Source organism: Caulobacter sp. UNC358MFTsu5.1 (assembly GCF_000712075.1).
Lineage (GTDB): Bacteria > Pseudomonadota > Alphaproteobacteria > Caulobacterales > Caulobacteraceae > Caulobacter.
The window spans coordinates 1,160,704-1,177,556 of the sequence record NZ_JONW01000005.1 but is presented as its reverse complement, the minus strand read 5'-3'; the positions used below and the strand labels follow the sequence as shown (position 1 = coordinate 1,177,556).

10 protein-coding genes and 1 tRNA gene are annotated in these 16,853 nt (G+C 66.8%); 7 read left to right on the top strand and 4 right to left on the bottom strand.

Annotated elements, in window-relative coordinates:
• Positions 1-118 precede the first annotated feature (118 nt).
• From BR39_RS0107350 to BR39_RS0107340, 3 genes are all read right to left on the bottom strand, one after another.
• Positions 119-1,432 carry a UbiH/UbiF/VisC/COQ6 family ubiquinone biosynthesis hydroxylase gene (locus BR39_RS0107350; RefSeq protein WP_369795625.1) on the bottom strand — a complete coding sequence of 438 codons (1,314 nt, stop codon included), beginning with the start codon at positions 1,430-1,432 and terminating at the stop codon, positions 119-121.
• Between the two features lie 200 nt (positions 1,433-1,632).
• Positions 1,633-2,064: an acyl-CoA thioesterase gene (locus BR39_RS0107345; protein ID WP_029909247.1), complete on the bottom strand. Its 432-nt coding sequence runs from the start codon at positions 2,062-2,064 to the stop codon at positions 1,633-1,635.
• Positions 2,064-2,348 (bottom strand): zinc-finger domain-containing protein, encoded by a 285-nt coding sequence (locus tag BR39_RS0107340; protein WP_029909245.1) that lies wholly within the window; start codon positions 2,346-2,348, stop codon positions 2,064-2,066. The genes BR39_RS0107345 and BR39_RS0107340 overlap by 1 nt, the downstream gene beginning before the upstream one ends.
• A gap of 154 nt (positions 2,349-2,502) precedes the next feature.
• On the opposite strand from BR39_RS0107340, the gene BR39_RS0107335 reads away from it, so the two are divergent.
• The 7 genes from BR39_RS0107335 to BR39_RS0107300 all read left to right on the top strand — a co-directional run bounded on the left by BR39_RS0107335 (position 2,503) and on the right by BR39_RS0107300 (position 12,745).
• Complete coding sequence (locus tag BR39_RS0107335) at positions 2,503-3,465, top strand: ABC transporter ATP-binding protein (protein ID WP_029909243.1); 963 nt, start codon at positions 2,503-2,505, stop codon at positions 3,463-3,465.
• Positions 3,466-3,707: 242 nt separating this feature from the next.
• Positions 3,708-4,766 (top strand): purine nucleoside permease, encoded by a 1,059-nt coding sequence (locus BR39_RS0107330; protein ID WP_029909241.1) that lies wholly within the window; start codon positions 3,708-3,710, stop codon positions 4,764-4,766.
• A gap of 3 nt (positions 4,767-4,769) precedes the next feature.
• Positions 4,770-6,086: an NCS2 family permease gene (locus tag BR39_RS0107325; protein WP_029909238.1), complete on the top strand. Its 1,317-nt coding sequence runs from the start codon at positions 4,770-4,772 to the stop codon at positions 6,084-6,086.
• A 60-nt stretch (positions 6,087-6,146) separates the two neighbouring features.
• Positions 6,147-6,223, top strand: a tRNA-Arg gene (locus BR39_RS0107320).
• 393 nt (positions 6,224-6,616) lie between these two features.
• A complete protein-coding gene (locus tag BR39_RS0107315; RefSeq protein WP_156035610.1) occupies positions 6,617-8,413 on the top strand; it encodes a hypothetical protein in 1,797 nt (598 codons plus the stop codon).
• Between the two features lie 696 nt (positions 8,414-9,109).
• Complete coding sequence (locus BR39_RS0107305) at positions 9,110-10,108, top strand: ATP-binding protein (protein WP_029909234.1); 999 nt, start codon at positions 9,110-9,112, stop codon at positions 10,106-10,108.
• A gap of 54 nt (positions 10,109-10,162) precedes the next feature.
• On the top strand, positions 10,163-12,745 hold the full coding sequence (locus tag BR39_RS0107300) for a S8 family peptidase (protein ID WP_029909231.1): 2,583 nt from the start codon (positions 10,163-10,165) through the stop codon (positions 12,743-12,745).
• 341 nt (positions 12,746-13,086) lie between these two features.
• On the opposite strand, the gene BR39_RS0107295 is transcribed toward BR39_RS0107300, so the two are convergent.
• Positions 13,087-16,845, bottom strand: coding sequence for a hypothetical protein (locus tag BR39_RS0107295; protein ID WP_029909229.1), 3,759 nt, complete (start codon positions 16,843-16,845; stop codon positions 13,087-13,089).
• Positions 16,846-16,853 lie beyond the last annotated feature (8 nt).

Sequence of the window (16,853 nt, the reverse complement as noted above, 5' to 3'; positions counted from 1 at the left end):
GGTGGCGGCGAAGCCGACGGGTGGGGATCGGTGCAGGGTGGTTGGCTCAGCAGGCCCCACCCGACCCTGGCGCTGCCAGGGCCACCCTCCCCACAAGGGGGAGGGAAGGTCTCTCTTTTTACAGCGCCACGCCCCGCAAGAGCTTGGGCAGATCGCCCACCCCGCCGCCGGCCTCGTGCATGAAGAAGCGCCGGGCCGGGGCGATGCGGTTGACCGCCGCCATGCCCACGCCGCGCGCCAGGCGCAGCAGCGGGTTGTCGTTCGAGAACAGGCGAACGAAGCCGTCGAAGGCCAGGGCGTTGCTGACATTGTCGAACCGCCGCCAGCGGGCGTAGCGCTCGAGCGTCGCCTCGGCCCCGATGTCCTCGCCGTTGCGCAGGGCCTCGGCCACCACCTCGGCCAGGGCCGCGGCGTCCTTCAGGCCCAGGTTCAGCCCCTGGCCGGCGATCGGGTGCACGCCGTGGGCGGCGTCGCCGATCAGCGCCAGGCGCGGGGCGACCAGCCGCTCGGCCAGCGACAGCGACAGCGGATAGACGAAGGTCGGGCCGGCCATCTCGACCGCGCCGAGGAACTCGCCGAACCGCCGCATCAGGTGGGCGTGGAACGCCTCGGGCGAGGCGTTGCGCAGGGCCTCGGCCCGGTCGGTGCTCTCGGTCCAGACCAGGCTGGCGCGATTGTCCGTGAGCGGAAGGATGGCGAACGGACCGCTGGGCAGGAAGTATTCGTGGGCCACGCCCTGGTGCGGATGCTGCATGCGGACGGTGGCCACCACCCCGCTCTGGCCGTAGCTCCAGCCGATGTCGCCGACGCCCGCGGCCTTACGTAATATGCTGTTGCGGCCCTCGGCGCTGACCACCAGCGGCGCGGACAGGGTGCGGCCGTCGGTCAGGGTCACGGTCGCGCCGGCCGGCGTGACCTCCAGCCCCCTGGCGGCGGCCGGGGCCAGCACCGTGATCTTCTTGTCGACCACCGTCCTGGACAGGGCGGCGCGGATCTGGCGGTTCTCGATCAGATAGCCCAGGGGCTCGCCCTCGGAGCGGTCGGCGATCTCGCTGGAATCGAAGCGCAGGAAGAACGGCGATGGTCCGCCCGTGGCCGGGCCCGGGGCCTTGCCGTCGGTGACCAGGATCTGCTCGATCCGCTGGGCGTGCGGCGCCAGGGCCTCGCCGGCCCCGATCGCCCGCCACTGGCGGAACGAGGAATAGGCGATGGCCGACGAGCGGCCGTCGAAGGTCGGCGCCAGCTGGTCGTCGAACGGCTGGGGATCGACCAGCAGGGGTTTCACCCCCGCCGAGGCCAGGGCGAGCGCCAGGGTGGTTCCGGCCATGCCGGCTCCGGCGATGATGACGTCGGCGTCGTGGTCGCGCATGGGCGGATATGGCGCGCGGGGGGAGGCGGTGTCTAGACGATTGATCCAGATGACATGGGCCATCCCTCTATTCGTCCATCACGTTTCCATATCAACGGCCGTCATTCCGGGCCTTGTGCCCGGAACCCCTCGTACAGCTCGCAAGTGAAGCGCAAGCGGACCGCCAGCGGTCCGCCCCTCCCGCACCTGCGGCGGACAAAGGGGTTCCGGGCACAAGGCCCGGAATGACGGCTGAAAAGCAGTGGGTGAAAGACTTCGTCGCCCTAAGGCAGGGGCCGCGGCTTCCGGTTCTCGTCGATGGCCACGAAGGTGAAGACGCCCTCGGTCACCTTGTGGGCCTGCTCGCCGTCGCGGCGGCGGCGCCAGGCCTCGACCTGCACCTTGATCGAAGTGCGGCCGACATGAACGAGCCTGGCGAACAGGCTGACCTCGTCGCCGACGAACACCGGGCTGATGAAGGTCATGCCGTCGATGGCGATGGTGGCGCAACGGCCGGCCGCGCGGTGGAAGGCGACCGAGGCCGCCGCCAGGTCCATCTGCGACAGCAGCCAGCCGCCGAAGATGTCGCCTTCGGGGTTGGTGTCGGACGGCATGGCGATGGCCCGCAGCACGGGGGCCTCGTGCGGCCACTCGGCGGCCTCCCAGGCCTTGGCCAGGGATTCGGCGCGCTGGGCCGGCGAAACGGGTTCGGTCACTAGTGGCCGCCCGAACCTTCGTAGACGCCGGGGGCCAGCTGCTCGTCCTCGTCGTGGCCGGCGGCGGTCGAGGCCACGAAGCGGCGGTCGCAATAGGAGCAGTCGACGAACCCGGCCGCGCCCATCTCGAGCCAGACGCGCGGGTGGCCCAAGGCTCCGCCGACGCCGTCGCAGGCAATGCGATGCGAGCGGACGATGATGGTTTCCGGCGCGGGACCGGCGCCGACATCGACGATCGTCGGCTCCATGGCGGTGGGAGCGGTGGACTTGGCCTTGCGCGCCATGTTTCGAAAACCCTTGAAATCCAGACGCGGCCTTGGCGTGGCGGCGATGGAGGCATACCTATGCGACCTGTCGCGCCGCCGTCAATTCGTACGGGGCCCGTTCCCTTCCCTATCGTCCGCCTTCTTGGTTCGGCGGGCCGCATCTGGACGTTCCATGGACCTGCCCGCGTACGCGATCGAAGCCGAAGGCCTGTTCAAGACCTATCCCGCCAGCAAGACCGCTCCGGAGAAGCGCGCCCTCAACGGCATCGACCTGAAGGTGCCCCGGGGCTCGATCTTCGGCCTGCTGGGGCCGAACGGCGCGGGCAAGTCGACCTTCATCAACATCCTGGCCGGCCTGACCCGCAAGACCAGCGGCACGGTGCGGATCTGGGGCCGCGACATCGACGAGCGCCCGCGCGACGCCCGCGCCGCCATCGGGGTGGTGCCGCAGGAACTGGCCGCCGACGTCTTCTTCACCCCGCGCGAGTCGCTGGAGGTCCAGGCCGGCTTCTACGGCGTGCCCAAGAACGAGCGCCGCACCGACGAGCTGCTGAACGCCCTGGGCCTGGGCGACAAGGCCAACGCCTATGTCCGTCAGCTTTCGGGCGGCATGAAGCGCCGCCTGATGGTGGCCAAGGCCATGGTCCACCAGCCGCCGGTGCTGATCCTGGACGAGCCCACCGCCGGGGTCGACGTCGAGCTGCGCCGCCAGCTGTGGCAGTACGTGACGGGCCTGAACGAGCTGGGCGTGACCATCGTGCTCACCACCCACTACCTGGAAGAGGCCCAGGAGCTGTGCGACCAGATCGCCATCGTCAACCGCGGCGAGGTGGTGGTCTGCGAGCCGACGCCGAAGCTGCTGGGCCGCATGGACATCCGCAACGTGGTGGTCACCCCGGAGGAGCCGGTGTCCGCCGCCCCGCTGCTGCCGGGCTTCGAGACCAAGCTGCGCGGGGCCGGGGCGTTCAGCGTCTCGTACCGCACCGGCCAGTCCAGCGTGGAGCAGGTGCTGGCCGCCGTCCGCGCCGAGGGCCTGAAGATCAAGGACATCGCGACGGAAGACCCCGACCTGGAGGACGTGTTCGTGTCGCTGACCTATGGCGATCCGAACGCCAAGGATCCGCTGAGCACGTAGCAGCTTACCCCCTTGCCCCCTACGGACCGCTTCGCGGTCGTCTTCCCCCGGAGGGGGAAGAGCGCTCCGGCGCGAAGGCTCCGCCCCCCATGGGGGGCGGACAGACCGCGAAGCGGTCAGGTGGGGGCAAGTGTTCGCCGCCTGGGCGCCGACAGGCCCATCCCGTCCTCTCCCGTCGATCCCCGATTGCATCCCCGGCCGCATCGGTGGAGGTTGCCCGCGGATTTCTGGCGGGGCCTTTCATGCGTGGTTTGTGGTTTCGGATCGTCCTGGCGCTGAGCGTCGTCTTCGCTTTCGGCCTGGCTCAGGCCCAGGCCCAGGCCGCTGACCGCATCCCGGTCAAGGTCGTGGTCGTCACCACCTTCGAGATCGGGGCCGACACCGGCGACTTCGCGGGCGAGTTCCAGCCCTGGGTCGAGGGCTGGCCGCTGAAGCACGAGATCGCCATCCCGGGCGTGCGCCACGTGGCCCGCTATTCCGACGACGGGGTGCTGGCCATCGTCAGCGACATGCGCGGCCGGGCGCGCGACAGCGTGGCGGCCCTGATCCTGTCGGACCAGTTCGACCTTTCCAAAGCCTACTGGATCGTCGCCGGCATCGCCGGGGTCGACCCCCAGGCCGCCTCGGTCGGCAGCGCCGCCTGGGCCCGCTACGTGGTCGACGCCGACCCGATCTACGAGGTGGACGACCGCGACATCCCCGCCGGCTGGCCCTACGGCCTCTATTCCAACGACGCCGAGAAGCCGAACGTGAAGGGCAAGGCCGAGGGCTCCAGCGCCATGGTCTGGACCCTGGACCGGGGCCTGGTCGACTGGGCCTACGCCCTGACCAAGGACGTCAAGCTGCCCGACAACGCCGCCCTGCAGGCCGTGCGCGCGCCGTACAAGGACGCGCCCCAGGGCCAGCGGCCGCCGTTCGTGCTGCAGGGCGACGCCCTGGGCACGGTGCGCTTCTGGCACGGCCATCGCCGCACCCAGTGGGCGCAGGACTGGGTCAAGCTCTGGACCGACGGGGCCGGAACCTTCACCATGACCGACTGCGAAGACCAGGGGATCCTCGACGTGCTCGACGCCCACGCCGCGTCCGGAAAGATCGACCGCCGGCGCGTCCTGGTGCTGCGCACCGGCAGCAACTATTCGCGGGCCCCGCTGGGCCAGACCAGCTTGCCGCACGTGTTCCACGAGGAGAGCCTGAAGGCCTCGTTCCTGGCGACCTTCGCGGTCGGCGGGCCGGTGGTCCGCGAGCTGACCGCCCATTGGGACCGCTACGCGTCCGAAATCCCCACGGCCGGGAGCCGCTAAGCCATGCTCGAACGCCTCTTCGGCCTCAAGGCCCAGGGAACCAACGTCCGCACCGAGGTGCTGGCCGGCGTCACCACCTTCATGACCATGGCCTATATCGTGGTGGTCAATCCGGCGATCCTGGGCGAGGCCGGCATGCCGGTGGCCGCCGTGGCCGCCGCCACCTGCCTGGCCGCCGGCTTCGGCTCGATCCTGATGGGTCTGGTCGCCAACTATCCCCTGGCCCTGGCGCCGGGCATGGGGCTGAACGCCTATTTCACCTACACCGTGGTCAAGGGCATGGGCGTGCCGTGGGAGACGGCCCTGGGCTGCGTCTTCCTGTCGGGCGTGGCCTTCCTGGTCCTGACCCTGGTGGGCGTGCGCCAGATGATCGTGGCCGCCATCCCCAAGCCCCTGTTCTCGGCCGTCGCCGCCGGGGTGGGCCTGTTCATCGCCTTCATCGGCCTGAAGGAGGCGGGGATCATCGTCCCCCACCCGGCCACCACCGTGGCCCTGGGCGACCTGACCACCCCGACCGCCGCCGTGGCGATCCTGGGGCTCGTCTTGATCGCGGTGTTGCAGGCCTGGCGGGTCAAGGGCGCGATCCTGATCGGCATCCTGCTGGCCTCCGCCGCCGGCTGGGCCTTGGGTCTGGCCAAGATCGCGCCGGGCGCGTCCAGCCTGGCCGATCTGACCGCCACGGCCTTCAAGATGGACATCGGCGGCGCCTTCCACCTGCAGGGCGGCATGGCCCTGGCCATGCTGGAGATCGTCTTCGTCTTCCTGTTCGTCGACCTGTTCGACAATGTCGGCACCCTGGTGGCCGTGACCAAGAAGGCGGGCCTCCAGGCCCCCGACGGCTCGATCCCGCGCCTGAACCGCATCCTGCTGGCCGACTCGGCGGCGACCATGGTCGGGGCGGCCGCCGGCACCTCCACCGTGGTCAGCTACATCGAGAGCGCCTCGGGCGTGACCGCCGGCGGCCGCACCGGCCTGACGGCGGTGGTGGTGGGCGTGCTGTTCCTGCTGACCCTGTTCTTCGCGCCCCTGGTCCAGGCCATCCCGGCCGCCGCCACCGCCCCGGCCCTGATCCTGGTGGGCGCCCTGATGGTGGGGTCGCTGGTCGACGTCGACTGGGCCGACCCGACCGTGGCCATCCCCGCCTTCCTGACCCTGATCACCATCCCGCTGACCTTCTCGATCGCCAACGGCCTGGCCTTCGGCATCACCAGCTACGCGGCGCTGCGCCTGCTGACCGGCAAGATCGGCAAGGGCGACTGGCTGCTGCTGATCCTGGCGGCGCTGTTCGTGGTCCGCTTCGTCTATCTCGCCAAAGGCTAGCAAAGACCCGTTTGCGCAGGCGCGGCCTTTCGGCTAAGACCGCGCTTCCGCAAGGCGGAAGCACCCGTAGCTCAGCTGGATAGAGCGTTGCCCTCCGAAGGCAAAGGTCACACGTTCGAATCGTGTCGGGTGCGCCATTTTCTCCAGTAAAATCAATATATTAGCCATGGCACACTCTTGCGCCGGCTGCGAAGCGAGTTCCCGGAAGCAGGCCGGAAGCAAGCTGACATATCCGAATAGCCTCGGCTGCGGGCTGGCTTGTTAAATCGGGAAGCAAGCGAAGGCTAAAGTGCTGCGCGAGATTGGTCGTTCCGGTTTGCGCCAGTTGCTGCCGTTAGCGCACCTCCGGAAACCGGACATTTAGCGCGCCAGTGAACGAACAAGATCGACCCTTAGAATCACGACCTGGCGAAGCGTGAGCCCGATAGGACTCCGCCCCCGTACAGCCGGCGAAAAATCGCGCGCCAGGGGAGCAACCCGCCGCTATCAAGCTGTACCTTAGGTCGAAACCGGTCCGGAGGGCCCCTTGAATGGCGCAGACGCCTCAGACGAACACACCTGTCGAAAAGCACACGGCGGTGATCTTCGTCCATGGCATGGGTCCTCAGGCGCGAAATGAGAACCTCGGCCGCCTGCTCAAGGCGTTCGAGGATCACTATTCGGTTACAGGCGGCGGCGCGGTGCGAAACGTCGAAAACCGGACCGAACCATCTCGAGTTGGCGACCCGGACGACGTTTCTTACGTCGCCTTCGATCAATTCAAAATCCGATCAAACCGCTCTTCCAGGCCCAGGCCCTGGGGGCGTGGAAAACCTATCCGCGCCTATGAGGCCTACTGGTCGCCCGTCACCGCGCGCGGCGCTCAAGCCTGGCGTGTCGCGGGCTGGGCCTTAGCGCGTCTGAGCAAGCCCAGGGAGATCGCCGAGCGATCGTGGCGCGAATCCAAGCGTCTTCGGATCGCCAGGCTTCACAAGCTGTTCGCCGCCAAGCCAACGGAAGCCGGCGCCACCGTGGGACATCGTGAGTATGTGAAGGCCAGTTTGCTTTCGGCGATCCATCGATTCCGCGGCGCGGAAGGCGCAAGGTTCGAGCGCGAAAGGCCGCGCCAGCCCATGGGCGCGGAGGCGTTCAGCGAGTTTGCCTCCAAAAAGGTCGACGACGCCCGGCGACCGCTGGTGCGCGCAACCGTCCCGCTCTGGGACCAGGCACGCCTTCCCGTGGAGATTCTGGCGACGGGTCTGGCCAAGCACATCGGCCTGATCACTGCAGCCGCCCTCTACCTGGTGGCCCAACTGATTGGTCAGGTCGTCATGACCGGCGGACGCGACGCGACGTCGGTGGGGGGCCTGTCGTTTCTTATGTTTGTCCTGGCGGCGGGCGCTTTCGCTGGCAGCCGGTTTCTATCGGACACCTTCGCCGACGTGTTCATCTGGAACAACGTCCAAGATCGGGATGTGGAATTCCAGCGCCGGCGGCAGATCCTGGCCCAGACCCGCGCGCTATTCGAACATGTCGCGCGGGATGAACACTGCGAACGCATCGTTATCGTGGCCCACAGCCTTGGCACGGCGATCACGTTGGAGACGCTATCGCTGATCGGGCAGAGGAACGTCGCCAGGGCCGGGAGCCCTGAAGCCGTGGACCTGAGCAAGGTGAGCCATTTGTTCACGCTCGGCTCGCCGATCGACAAGATCTTCTACTTCTTCCAAACCCGCGAAGGCGGCACCTATCGCGAGGGGCGTCTCAACGACGATTTGCTGGGAAACCTGTCCCAGGAGCCCTTCTTCAAGGACGGGGTCCAAACCCTGCGCTGGCTCAACATCTGGGATCCGGTCGACATCGTCAGCGATCCGCTTTTTAGCCCGCTGGGAAACCAGATCGATGGAGGAAGGGTCCTTTCGGCCACGATCGAAAACCACGCCGTCGAGAACACGACCAATCTGAATCTGTACACGAGCCATATCAACTACCTGACCAACACCTCCGTCGTGCGTTCGGTATCCGCAGCTCTATTTCACAACAGGACCGAGCCCCCCAAGGCCGGCGACAGCGCCGGGCGCCCGCTGGCCAAGGCGTACACGGCGGCCGCGCGTAGGATGATCTGGTGGTTGCCCGGCGCGGTTGTCGTCGGGGCAGTGCTGGTGGGCATGGCCGCCCCAGGCGCCGGCTTGGCCGTTGCGGCCGCGCCGATCGTCATCTGGGGGCTCGAGTGCCTAGCGATCCGGTTGGCAAGCTGCGCAGGGCCGACCTGGACCGCTTTTCAACCCAGCTTGTCTCGTGTAATTCTGAAGGTCCGGTTGTTGGTCACACGCCCTCGGGGTGACTAGCACGCTAAGCCTCGCTCTACGGACCGAGCGCTTCAGCAGACTGGACGAGGGAACGAAAGAGGGCGTCAGGCTTCGGTCTGATGCCCTCGCCTTTTCTGGCTCTTCTCCAGACGTACGCGTGCTGCGCCGAGCAGCCGAGGCCGCTCGGTGAGTTCTGCCGTCGCAGATATGGTTACTCAGGGCGGCGCCGCAGGCCTGGCAAGCCGAACTCGTCGTGACACTTCTAATTTCGCCTGCGCGAACCTGGGGACCCGCCCGCGGTGTGACCGTTGCCCAGCTCGCTAAGGACCTTCGCGAGAGAGGCTGCGTGGCCGACCTTTTCCAGACCTCGCCGAACCGCGAAATGGTTAACCTCATCCAAGCGCGGCAAGCGCAGTTCACCACGCCCGAAAGGCTGATCCGCGCCAGGAGCTGACCTTGGCTTGCCTCCGAAAACCGGACTCCCATCGTCCGAACGCGACCGACCCCATTTCAATAGGCGAACATTGATCTGCCTAGGCCGAGGCGCACGATGCGCCCATCATTTCCCATATCCGGAGCGAACCGGGCTGCTGACCGTTTCTGACGCACGATCAAATTATGTTTGTGCCCACGGTCACGTTTTCGGCTAAAGGCACGCGCCAGAATTCTGAATACCCGCCATTAACCAAGACTCGCGTTATCCTTGCGCGGGCATCAGAGAAAGGGAGCGCTCCGATGACGATACGGCACATTCTTGCGCTCCTGGACTCCCATGCCGAAGGCGACGAAGAGCGCCTGCTGTCGATCGCCCTGTCGATCGCCGCCACCGAGGCTCGCGCCGGCCACGCCGACGACGCCAATGCCTTGAAGAAGGCCGTGCAGCGCCTTCGCGACGCTCGCCGCCCCGCCCCGATGGCGGCCGCGCCGATCCCGATGGCGCGCCCGCGCGGCGAGCTGCAGACCATCGTCGAGAGCAGCTACCCCAAGACGCGCCTGTCCGGCATGGTCCTGGCCCCGGCGACGGCCGACAAGCTGTCGCGCGTGGTACGCCAGCAGGAAGCCCGCGCCACCCTGCGCGAGCACGGCCAGACCCCGGCCAGTCATCTGCTGCTGATCGGCCCGCCCGGCACCGGCAAGACCATGACCTCGGCGGCCCTGGCCGCGGAACTGCGCCTGCCGCTATTCACCGTCAAGATGGAGAGCGTGTTCAGCCGCTATATGGGCGAGACGGCCAGCAAGCTGCGGCTGGTGTTCGACCAGGTCGCCAGCGTGCGCGGCGTCTATCTGCTCGACGAGTTCGACGCCGTCGGCGCGCGCCGCGGCGACCCGAACGATGTGGGCGAGATGCGCCGGATCCTCAATTCGGTCCTCTCCTTCATGGAAGAGCCCAACAGCACCGACAGCATCGTCGTGGCCGCCACCAACCACGTCGAGGTCCTCGACCACGCCCTGGCCCGCCGCTTCGACGAAGTGATCGAGTACAGCCTGCCGAGCGCCGACGAAGGCATAGCGATCCTCAAGACCCGCCTGGGCAAGTTCAAGCTAGCGGCCAAGGCCCTGAAGGGCCTGCGGGAGGACCTGGGGGGCCTTAGCCAAGGCGAGATAGTGCGCGCGGCCGACTCGGCCGTGCGCGAGGCCATCCTCGACGGCCACACCGAGATTTCGGCCGATCACCTGGCCGCCATGCTGCGTGATCGCAAAGCCTTCCGAGACCGCTTCCATACCGTGTCTTGAGCCAAGCTTCACAACCGCCGATGATCGGTTCTCCCGAATCGTGCGGAACGCTCAATGGCTGCGCAAGACCAGGACGGCCCCAAACCCCACCTCTCGCTGAATAACGTCCGGCGCGAGGGAACCTATGCGGCCCCGAAGCGCAAGATGGACGCCAAACCGCTGCGCGACGACTACGCCGCCCACGGCGCGGCCTTGCTCGAACAGTTGGCGGCCGCACTGCCGCATCTGCCGCCGCCCGAGACCGACGCACGGCTGAAGCTCGAAGGCCTCAAGCCCGGTGTGCTGGTGACGCTGGAGACCTTGGCCCCCGACACCGACCGCAAGGGCCCCAGCAAGATCCCGCTGTCGTTCGAGCTACCCGGCCAGGACGTTGTGATCCTCAGCTCGCGGCGGACCGAGGACCGCGCCGAGGAGTCGATCGTCTTCGTGCCGGACGACGCCCGCGAGAGCCTGACCCGGCGGCTGCGAGACTATACGAACCCCGGCAATCGCGACCGCCCCTATGTGGCGCAGTTCGAGAAGGTCGAGCGTATTGCCACGGCCGACACCGCCAAGCTCTTCGACCCGGGCACCGATTTTAACGCCCCGGCCCAGCGCTGGTGGGAGCTTTGGGTGCGTGACATCGGCGCCCTACCTAAGGCGCTGGCGGCCGCAGCGCGCAACTTCGGCCTCGACGTCCATCCCCAACAGTTGCTGTTCCCCGACACGACCGTCGTTTTCATTCACGCGACCGCTCGGCAGGCCTTGGCATTCGCAATCCGCGCGCCGGGCGCGATCGAAGAGGTCCGGCCGGGCCTGGGAACGATCGAGCCGTTCCTGACGATCGGTGATGGCCTGGTGACGCAGCACGACTTCGTCGAGGACCTGGCCGGACGAATCATCCCGGCCAAGTCCAACGCGCCGACCATTTGTGTTCTGGACACCGGCGTCGCCGCCGCTCACCCACTGCTCGCCGATGGGTTGGCGATTGCCCTGGCCGTGGACGAGACCTGGGGCGTGGATGACCACCATCCTCGCGGCGGCCATGGCACGGCGGTGGCGAGCTTGGCGCTTCACGGGGATCTCGAACACCCCATGAACGACACGCGGTATCTCGAACTCACGCATTCGGTGGAGTCGGTGAAGCTGCTGCCGCCGCGCGGCGTACCCCGCACGCCGCCGCCAAGCTACGGGGTCGTGACCCAAGCGGCCGTTGGCCTGGTCGAGATTTCTCGCCCGAACGCGGCTCGATCGTTCTGCCTGGCCAGTTGCTATCTCGACGCCGACGCCAGCCGTCCGACCTCCTGGAGCGGCGCGCTGGATCAGATCGCGGCCGGAACCATCGGCGGTGAGCTGGAGGGCGCCCGGTCGGCCAAGGACGCGCCCAAGCGCCTGATGCTCGTGGCGGCCGGCAACGTCATCGGCGGCCCGGCCAATCAGGTCGACAAGGGCGGACCGATCAACGATCCAGCTCAAAGCTGGAACGCTCTGACCATCGGTGGCTACACCACTAAGATCGAGATCGGTGACGACGCTGGCGACCACGTTCCCTTTGTCGGGGCCAATGAGGTCAGCCCCTTCAGCACCTCTTCGCATGAACTGCCGACCGACCTGCTTCCCATCAAGCCCGAGGTGCTGTTCGAGGCTGGCAACATGTCTGTCGACGGTGAGGGCTATTGCGACCGGCATCCGGCGCTCTCGCTGCTCAGCGCCGGCAACAACGTCACGACAGAGCCGCTCGTGCCCTTCTGGGCGACCAGCGCCGCCGTCGGCGTAGCCGGCCACTTCCAAGGCCAACTAGAAGCAGCCCTTCCCGGCTACTGGCCCGAGACCTACCGCGCCCTCATCGTGCAGTCGGCGCGCTGGCCCGAACCGATCCGACGCAAGCTGATCGGCCGGGGCAAAAAGTGGAAGACCGGCTCGAAGGGCGACAAGATCAAGCTCCTGCGCCAGGTCGGGTTCGGCGTCCCGCAGCTGGATGCCGCCATAGCCTCGGCCAAGAACGATTTCACGATGATCGCCCAGGGCGAGATCCAACCCTACGCGATGGGCGCGGGCGCAGCCGTCTATAACGAGGTCCACTTCTACGACCTGCCCTGGCCGAAGACGGCCTTGGCAGATCTGGGCGACCAGGCCGTGACGCTCAAGATCACCCTCTCCTACTTCATCGAGCCCAACCTTACCGGCAAGGGCGCCACTCGGCCGGAAACCTATCGTTCGTTCGGCCTCCGCTTCGCGCTGAAGAAGCGCACTGAAAGCGAGCCGGACTTCCGCGCTCGCCTCAGCCAGATGCAGGCCGACGCCGAAGTCGAGCTCGACGATGACGAATGGGACCTAGAGGGCGAGGACGGCGGCGCGGAGAATGACGGCGCCGGCTCGAACTGGCTGCTCGGCCCCAAGGCGGTGTCGGCCGGCTCGCTGCATTGCGACCTCTGGCGTGGCAAGGCCTCGGACCTGGCCAATCACGACGCCATCGCCGTGCACCCCGCGCCTGGATGGTGGAAAAGCCACCTGGGCAAGGGCCGCCACGCCGACAAGGGTCGTTATTCGCTGATCCTGTCTATCGCCGCCGATGGCGTCGACGTCGACCTCTACGCCGAAGCCAACGCGGTCCTCATCGAGAAGGAAACGGCGATCCTGCTGGAGATTTTAGGCTAGTCGGATTCGCGGGTGACGCCCCTTTTTGCGATCACGGCTTTGGTATTGTCGGCCGGTGTGTGTCATCGGCACGATACAGTGAAGGACCATCAAAGGCGCAGCTTCAGTAGTCCGGATTTCGACTCCGCCCCTTCAGAGTGGCAAGGGCCACTTGGTCGTCGCTGTGTCTGAAGACGGGTCGATAGTCCGATGGCTCGGAGGCGCTGGGCGCAGGGTCGGCCTGACCCCAGCCCTGCAGAAAGCCGCGCAGTTGATCGGTAGTAGCGAGCGAGGGCGTCGCATCACAATTCTTCTGAATGATCAGCTCGCCGACCCGGGAAGCGCCAGCGAAGGCTGCGAGACTATTCGAAACTTTCTTCGCGTCGATGCTCCCGATCGCGCTCTGCCTGCACCCAGGCGACATGTTCGGCCTCGGCCGCTCTGGCCCATGCCGTGAGCGCCGGATCGCCGGCCTTGAGAATGGCGCGCCGGCGCCCCTCTAGGATTTCCGCCAGCGAACCGCCCCAACTGCCTGGCTGAAGGCGGCTGTGGTAGGCCCCGAGGAACGCCGCCGGGTCGGGTGCCCTTTGCAGAACCGCCATGAAGAGGGGCGACGGGTTGACCTGACGCTCAACGTTCCGGGGTTCGAAAAGCAGCAGGGTCCTGCTCAGTCGAGGCCAGCGATTGGCTGGATCAATGTCCGCCCAATCACAAAGGACGCCTGCCGGCAGCGTGGCGACGGGCGAGCCATTCGGCACCCCATAGTCGAAGAGCATCCGCAGGCCCGAGGGCGGCTCCAGCAGGAATAGATTGAGAGCCAAGACCGGTTGCGCCTGGAAGATACGGCCCAGGATGCGCTTCCGGGGCGTAAATGCGCTGCCGCGACTTTCCGCAACGGTCGCGCGCGCCCTCTCGCAGATCGCCAGAGCGACGTCCGGGGCCGCTCCCGGCAGGCATTGCACCAGCAAAGTCTCCAGGGCGTGGTCGAACATCACCCCGCGCGGTGCAAAATCAACACGCGCCAGCAAGGCCCGTCCGACCTCTGTAAGGGACGCAAGGGTCTGCTCGGACAAGGTCGGGTTGCGCCGCAACGACCCATGCAGGATTTCGACCCCGACCACCGCGCCATCTTCGTACGCGTTGAGGGCTTCCAAGAACGTCGCAAGTTCGCCGACCCGGGCGGGCGTCAGTTGCCGGATCGACAGCCGGCTGTAGTGATTGGGCTGGGCCATTCCCGAATTGAGCGCCGCCGTCATCCGGCGAAACGCCCCGTCGTCCAGGCCCACCACCCCTTGGAAGTAGGCCAGATGCGGCGCCAGATGCTGCGACGTCGCCGCACCGTCGAGGACACCGGTGACGAAGCCTGGATCTCGAGCCAGGGCGGCGTTGAGATAGCCGCCCAGGACGGTCGGGTTCTTGTAGTCGGCGACCACAGCGCCATAGCCCGCCTCAAGTCGAGCCCAGGCGCCGGGCACATCGGACACCGCGCCGCCGAGACCCTCACCGAACTCGAAGGCGCGCGGCGGCGTTTGCGCGACAATCACCTCAGGCAGAAATGCCGCAAGGGCCGCCTCGTCCGTCGCCATGGCCGCACCGATCGCCCGCGCCTGTTCTGCGGCCGACGGCGTGCTGGCGATCAGCTCGCCCTCGTCGTCATAATCCTGCTCGTCGAGGTCAAATCTACCGGTGCCGATCATCAGGACGATGGCGCGGGCCCGTGGTAGCAGGCCGACAGGCTGTAGGGCTGCGATTAGCCGCTCCAGCCGTTCTCGAACATCTGCAGGCATGCCTTCCCCGTCGAACTTGAGGGCGGATCTCAAGGCCAACCATGCGCCATTCCAACCACCGTCGGCGGCCAGACGCTGGCAGACGCTTTCCAGCAGGTCGTGACTGGCGCCCTGGGTCCAGAGCGCTCTCAGGTTATCTTCCAAGAAGTCCTTGGCCTGTGGAACGGGCAGCAGGTCGAGCGCCAGGGCGATAGCCTCGTTGTACCAGGTTCGAATTTCTTCGTTGTTCGCAGGGGTCCAGCCGAAGTCGCGCGGCCGCGCCCCGAAATCGAAACTCGAACTGGCGGAGAAATGGCCGATCTCAAAAAGCGCTGACAAAGCTTCACGCCCCGCGACACCCAGGGGAGCCTCGCTATCCTCGAGCATCGCACGGATCAGACGCCGGCGCTGCGCCGGCTCGGCGCGTGTGCCCGACAGATAGAGCTGGAAAAGCTCCCTGAAGGCATCTTTCGCTGAACTGTGGCGGGACGGCTCAACCTCGGCGGCGACGAACATCGCCAAGCAACAGGCCGCCTGATCGAAATGGGCAACCTCGAACGCCAACGACTTGAGAAGATCGATCCATGGGCGACGGTGGATGTTGTTGGGCCGCAGGATTTCCCCCACGTCGGGTCCGGCTAGATGCTCGGCCATGCGCGCTAGCACCAGATCCGGCGCGACTGGCGCCAAGTTCTGCACCAGGACGAAATCATCGTCTGTCGGTAGGCGATGGAAGCGTCCGCCAGGTGAGAGCCAGCGTTCGACCAAGGCGCGGGCGTCGGCGCTGTCGTGGAGATAACTGAGCCGACGTGTGAACGACAGTAGCAGCCGCGGGGGTGCGGTATCGAAGAAGGTCTCAATCTCGGACGGCAGCATTCGACGAATGGCCGAACTCGCCAGGGGATTTGCCAGGGCTTGGGGCAACATCGCCCGCCATCGGCCGCGCGACTGGACCAGGCCCCGATCGACCAGATCAGACATGCTCTCGCGCAAGTCCCTCAGCGAACGGCCCGCCGACCCCGCCAGCGCGGCCAGCTCTCCGCCGTCGGCCAGGTCTTCGCCATTGAACGAGTAGACGAGCGACAATGCCTCGGCGTCGCGCAGCAGGGATCGATCGGCCACGTTACGCTGTTGAAAGATGCGCTCGAAGAGATCCTGGTCCCGCAGCTGACCCAGGCTCTCGCCGCCGCGCAGGGTCGAAGCCAACGCCCGGGCGACCCGGAAATTGCCGTTGCTGAACTCGGCGATACGCGAGCGGTTGACTTGAGGCATGGACGGGAACGTTCGTTCTAGCCAGGTCTCCACCAGCTCCGGTGACACGGCCGCCAATCGAAAGACATCGGTGTCCTCCGGCTCATCGTCACGGACGTCGTATTCGATCGTCAGCAGACTGACCTGACTGCCATCCTCGCCGCAGATCCGGGCGACTTGGGCGTGCGTGGCCGGGTTACAATTGTCGACGATCAGGATGGCGCGCCGGTCCGCCGCGACCAACCGCAGCGCCATATCGACAGCGGAAGGCGTCGTTTCGGACGAATAGTCCGTATAGACGGCCAGGGCGGGATCGAGCGGAGCTTCCCCCACACCGTCTTCGAACAACGCCTCGGCGAGCCGTGTCTTGCCAAGGCCCGAAAGGCCGATGAGACGCACGCAATGTCCTGGTTGGCCGAGACTTGATCGAAGTCTCGCGATGCCGTCCAGAACCATCAGGCGCTCGCGGCGATCCTGCCGCTCGTCGATGAGGCATGCAAAGTCGCTGACCAGATAGCCGCCATCGACCGCGACTCCGGTGTCGGACCAGCGACCAATAGAGCGCCAGCCGGCAAGTTCGTGTCCCGTCCGCGCCCTAACGAACGCGGCGGCGCCAACGTACTCGTTGCACCACGTAGCCACGCGTTCCCGATCATAAAAGTCGGTGTGTAGCCTCGCCTGGTTCGGATCGTCCGCGATGGCGTCGCGCATTGCGCGGCGCCGGTCGGCCAGCGGACCGTCGGCGACCGAGCCTTGGGCGCTGACGATAACGTAGGCCCCATCGGAGGCAGCAAGGTCGGAAATGACGGGTCTGAGATGATCGCCGGCCCGCATCTCGGCAAGGATTTTCCCGCGCGGCATGTCCGGTCGCTTGACCTGGAAGCCGGTCTTGGCTCGCGGAACGAAATCATGGCGAGCAAGCCCGACCGCCAGCTCGACCCGAACGTCCAGGCCACCGTCCGGCGCGTCTTGGGCCCCGCCAGCGGTAACCGCCGAAAGTTGCGCACCTTGCGCGCGCAGCTCAGCCAGACACAGGCGGGCGACTAAAGTCCGCAGGTCAGCGTCGGAAAGGCGGGCGACATCCTCGCCGGTGATTTCGAACATGTGGCAAC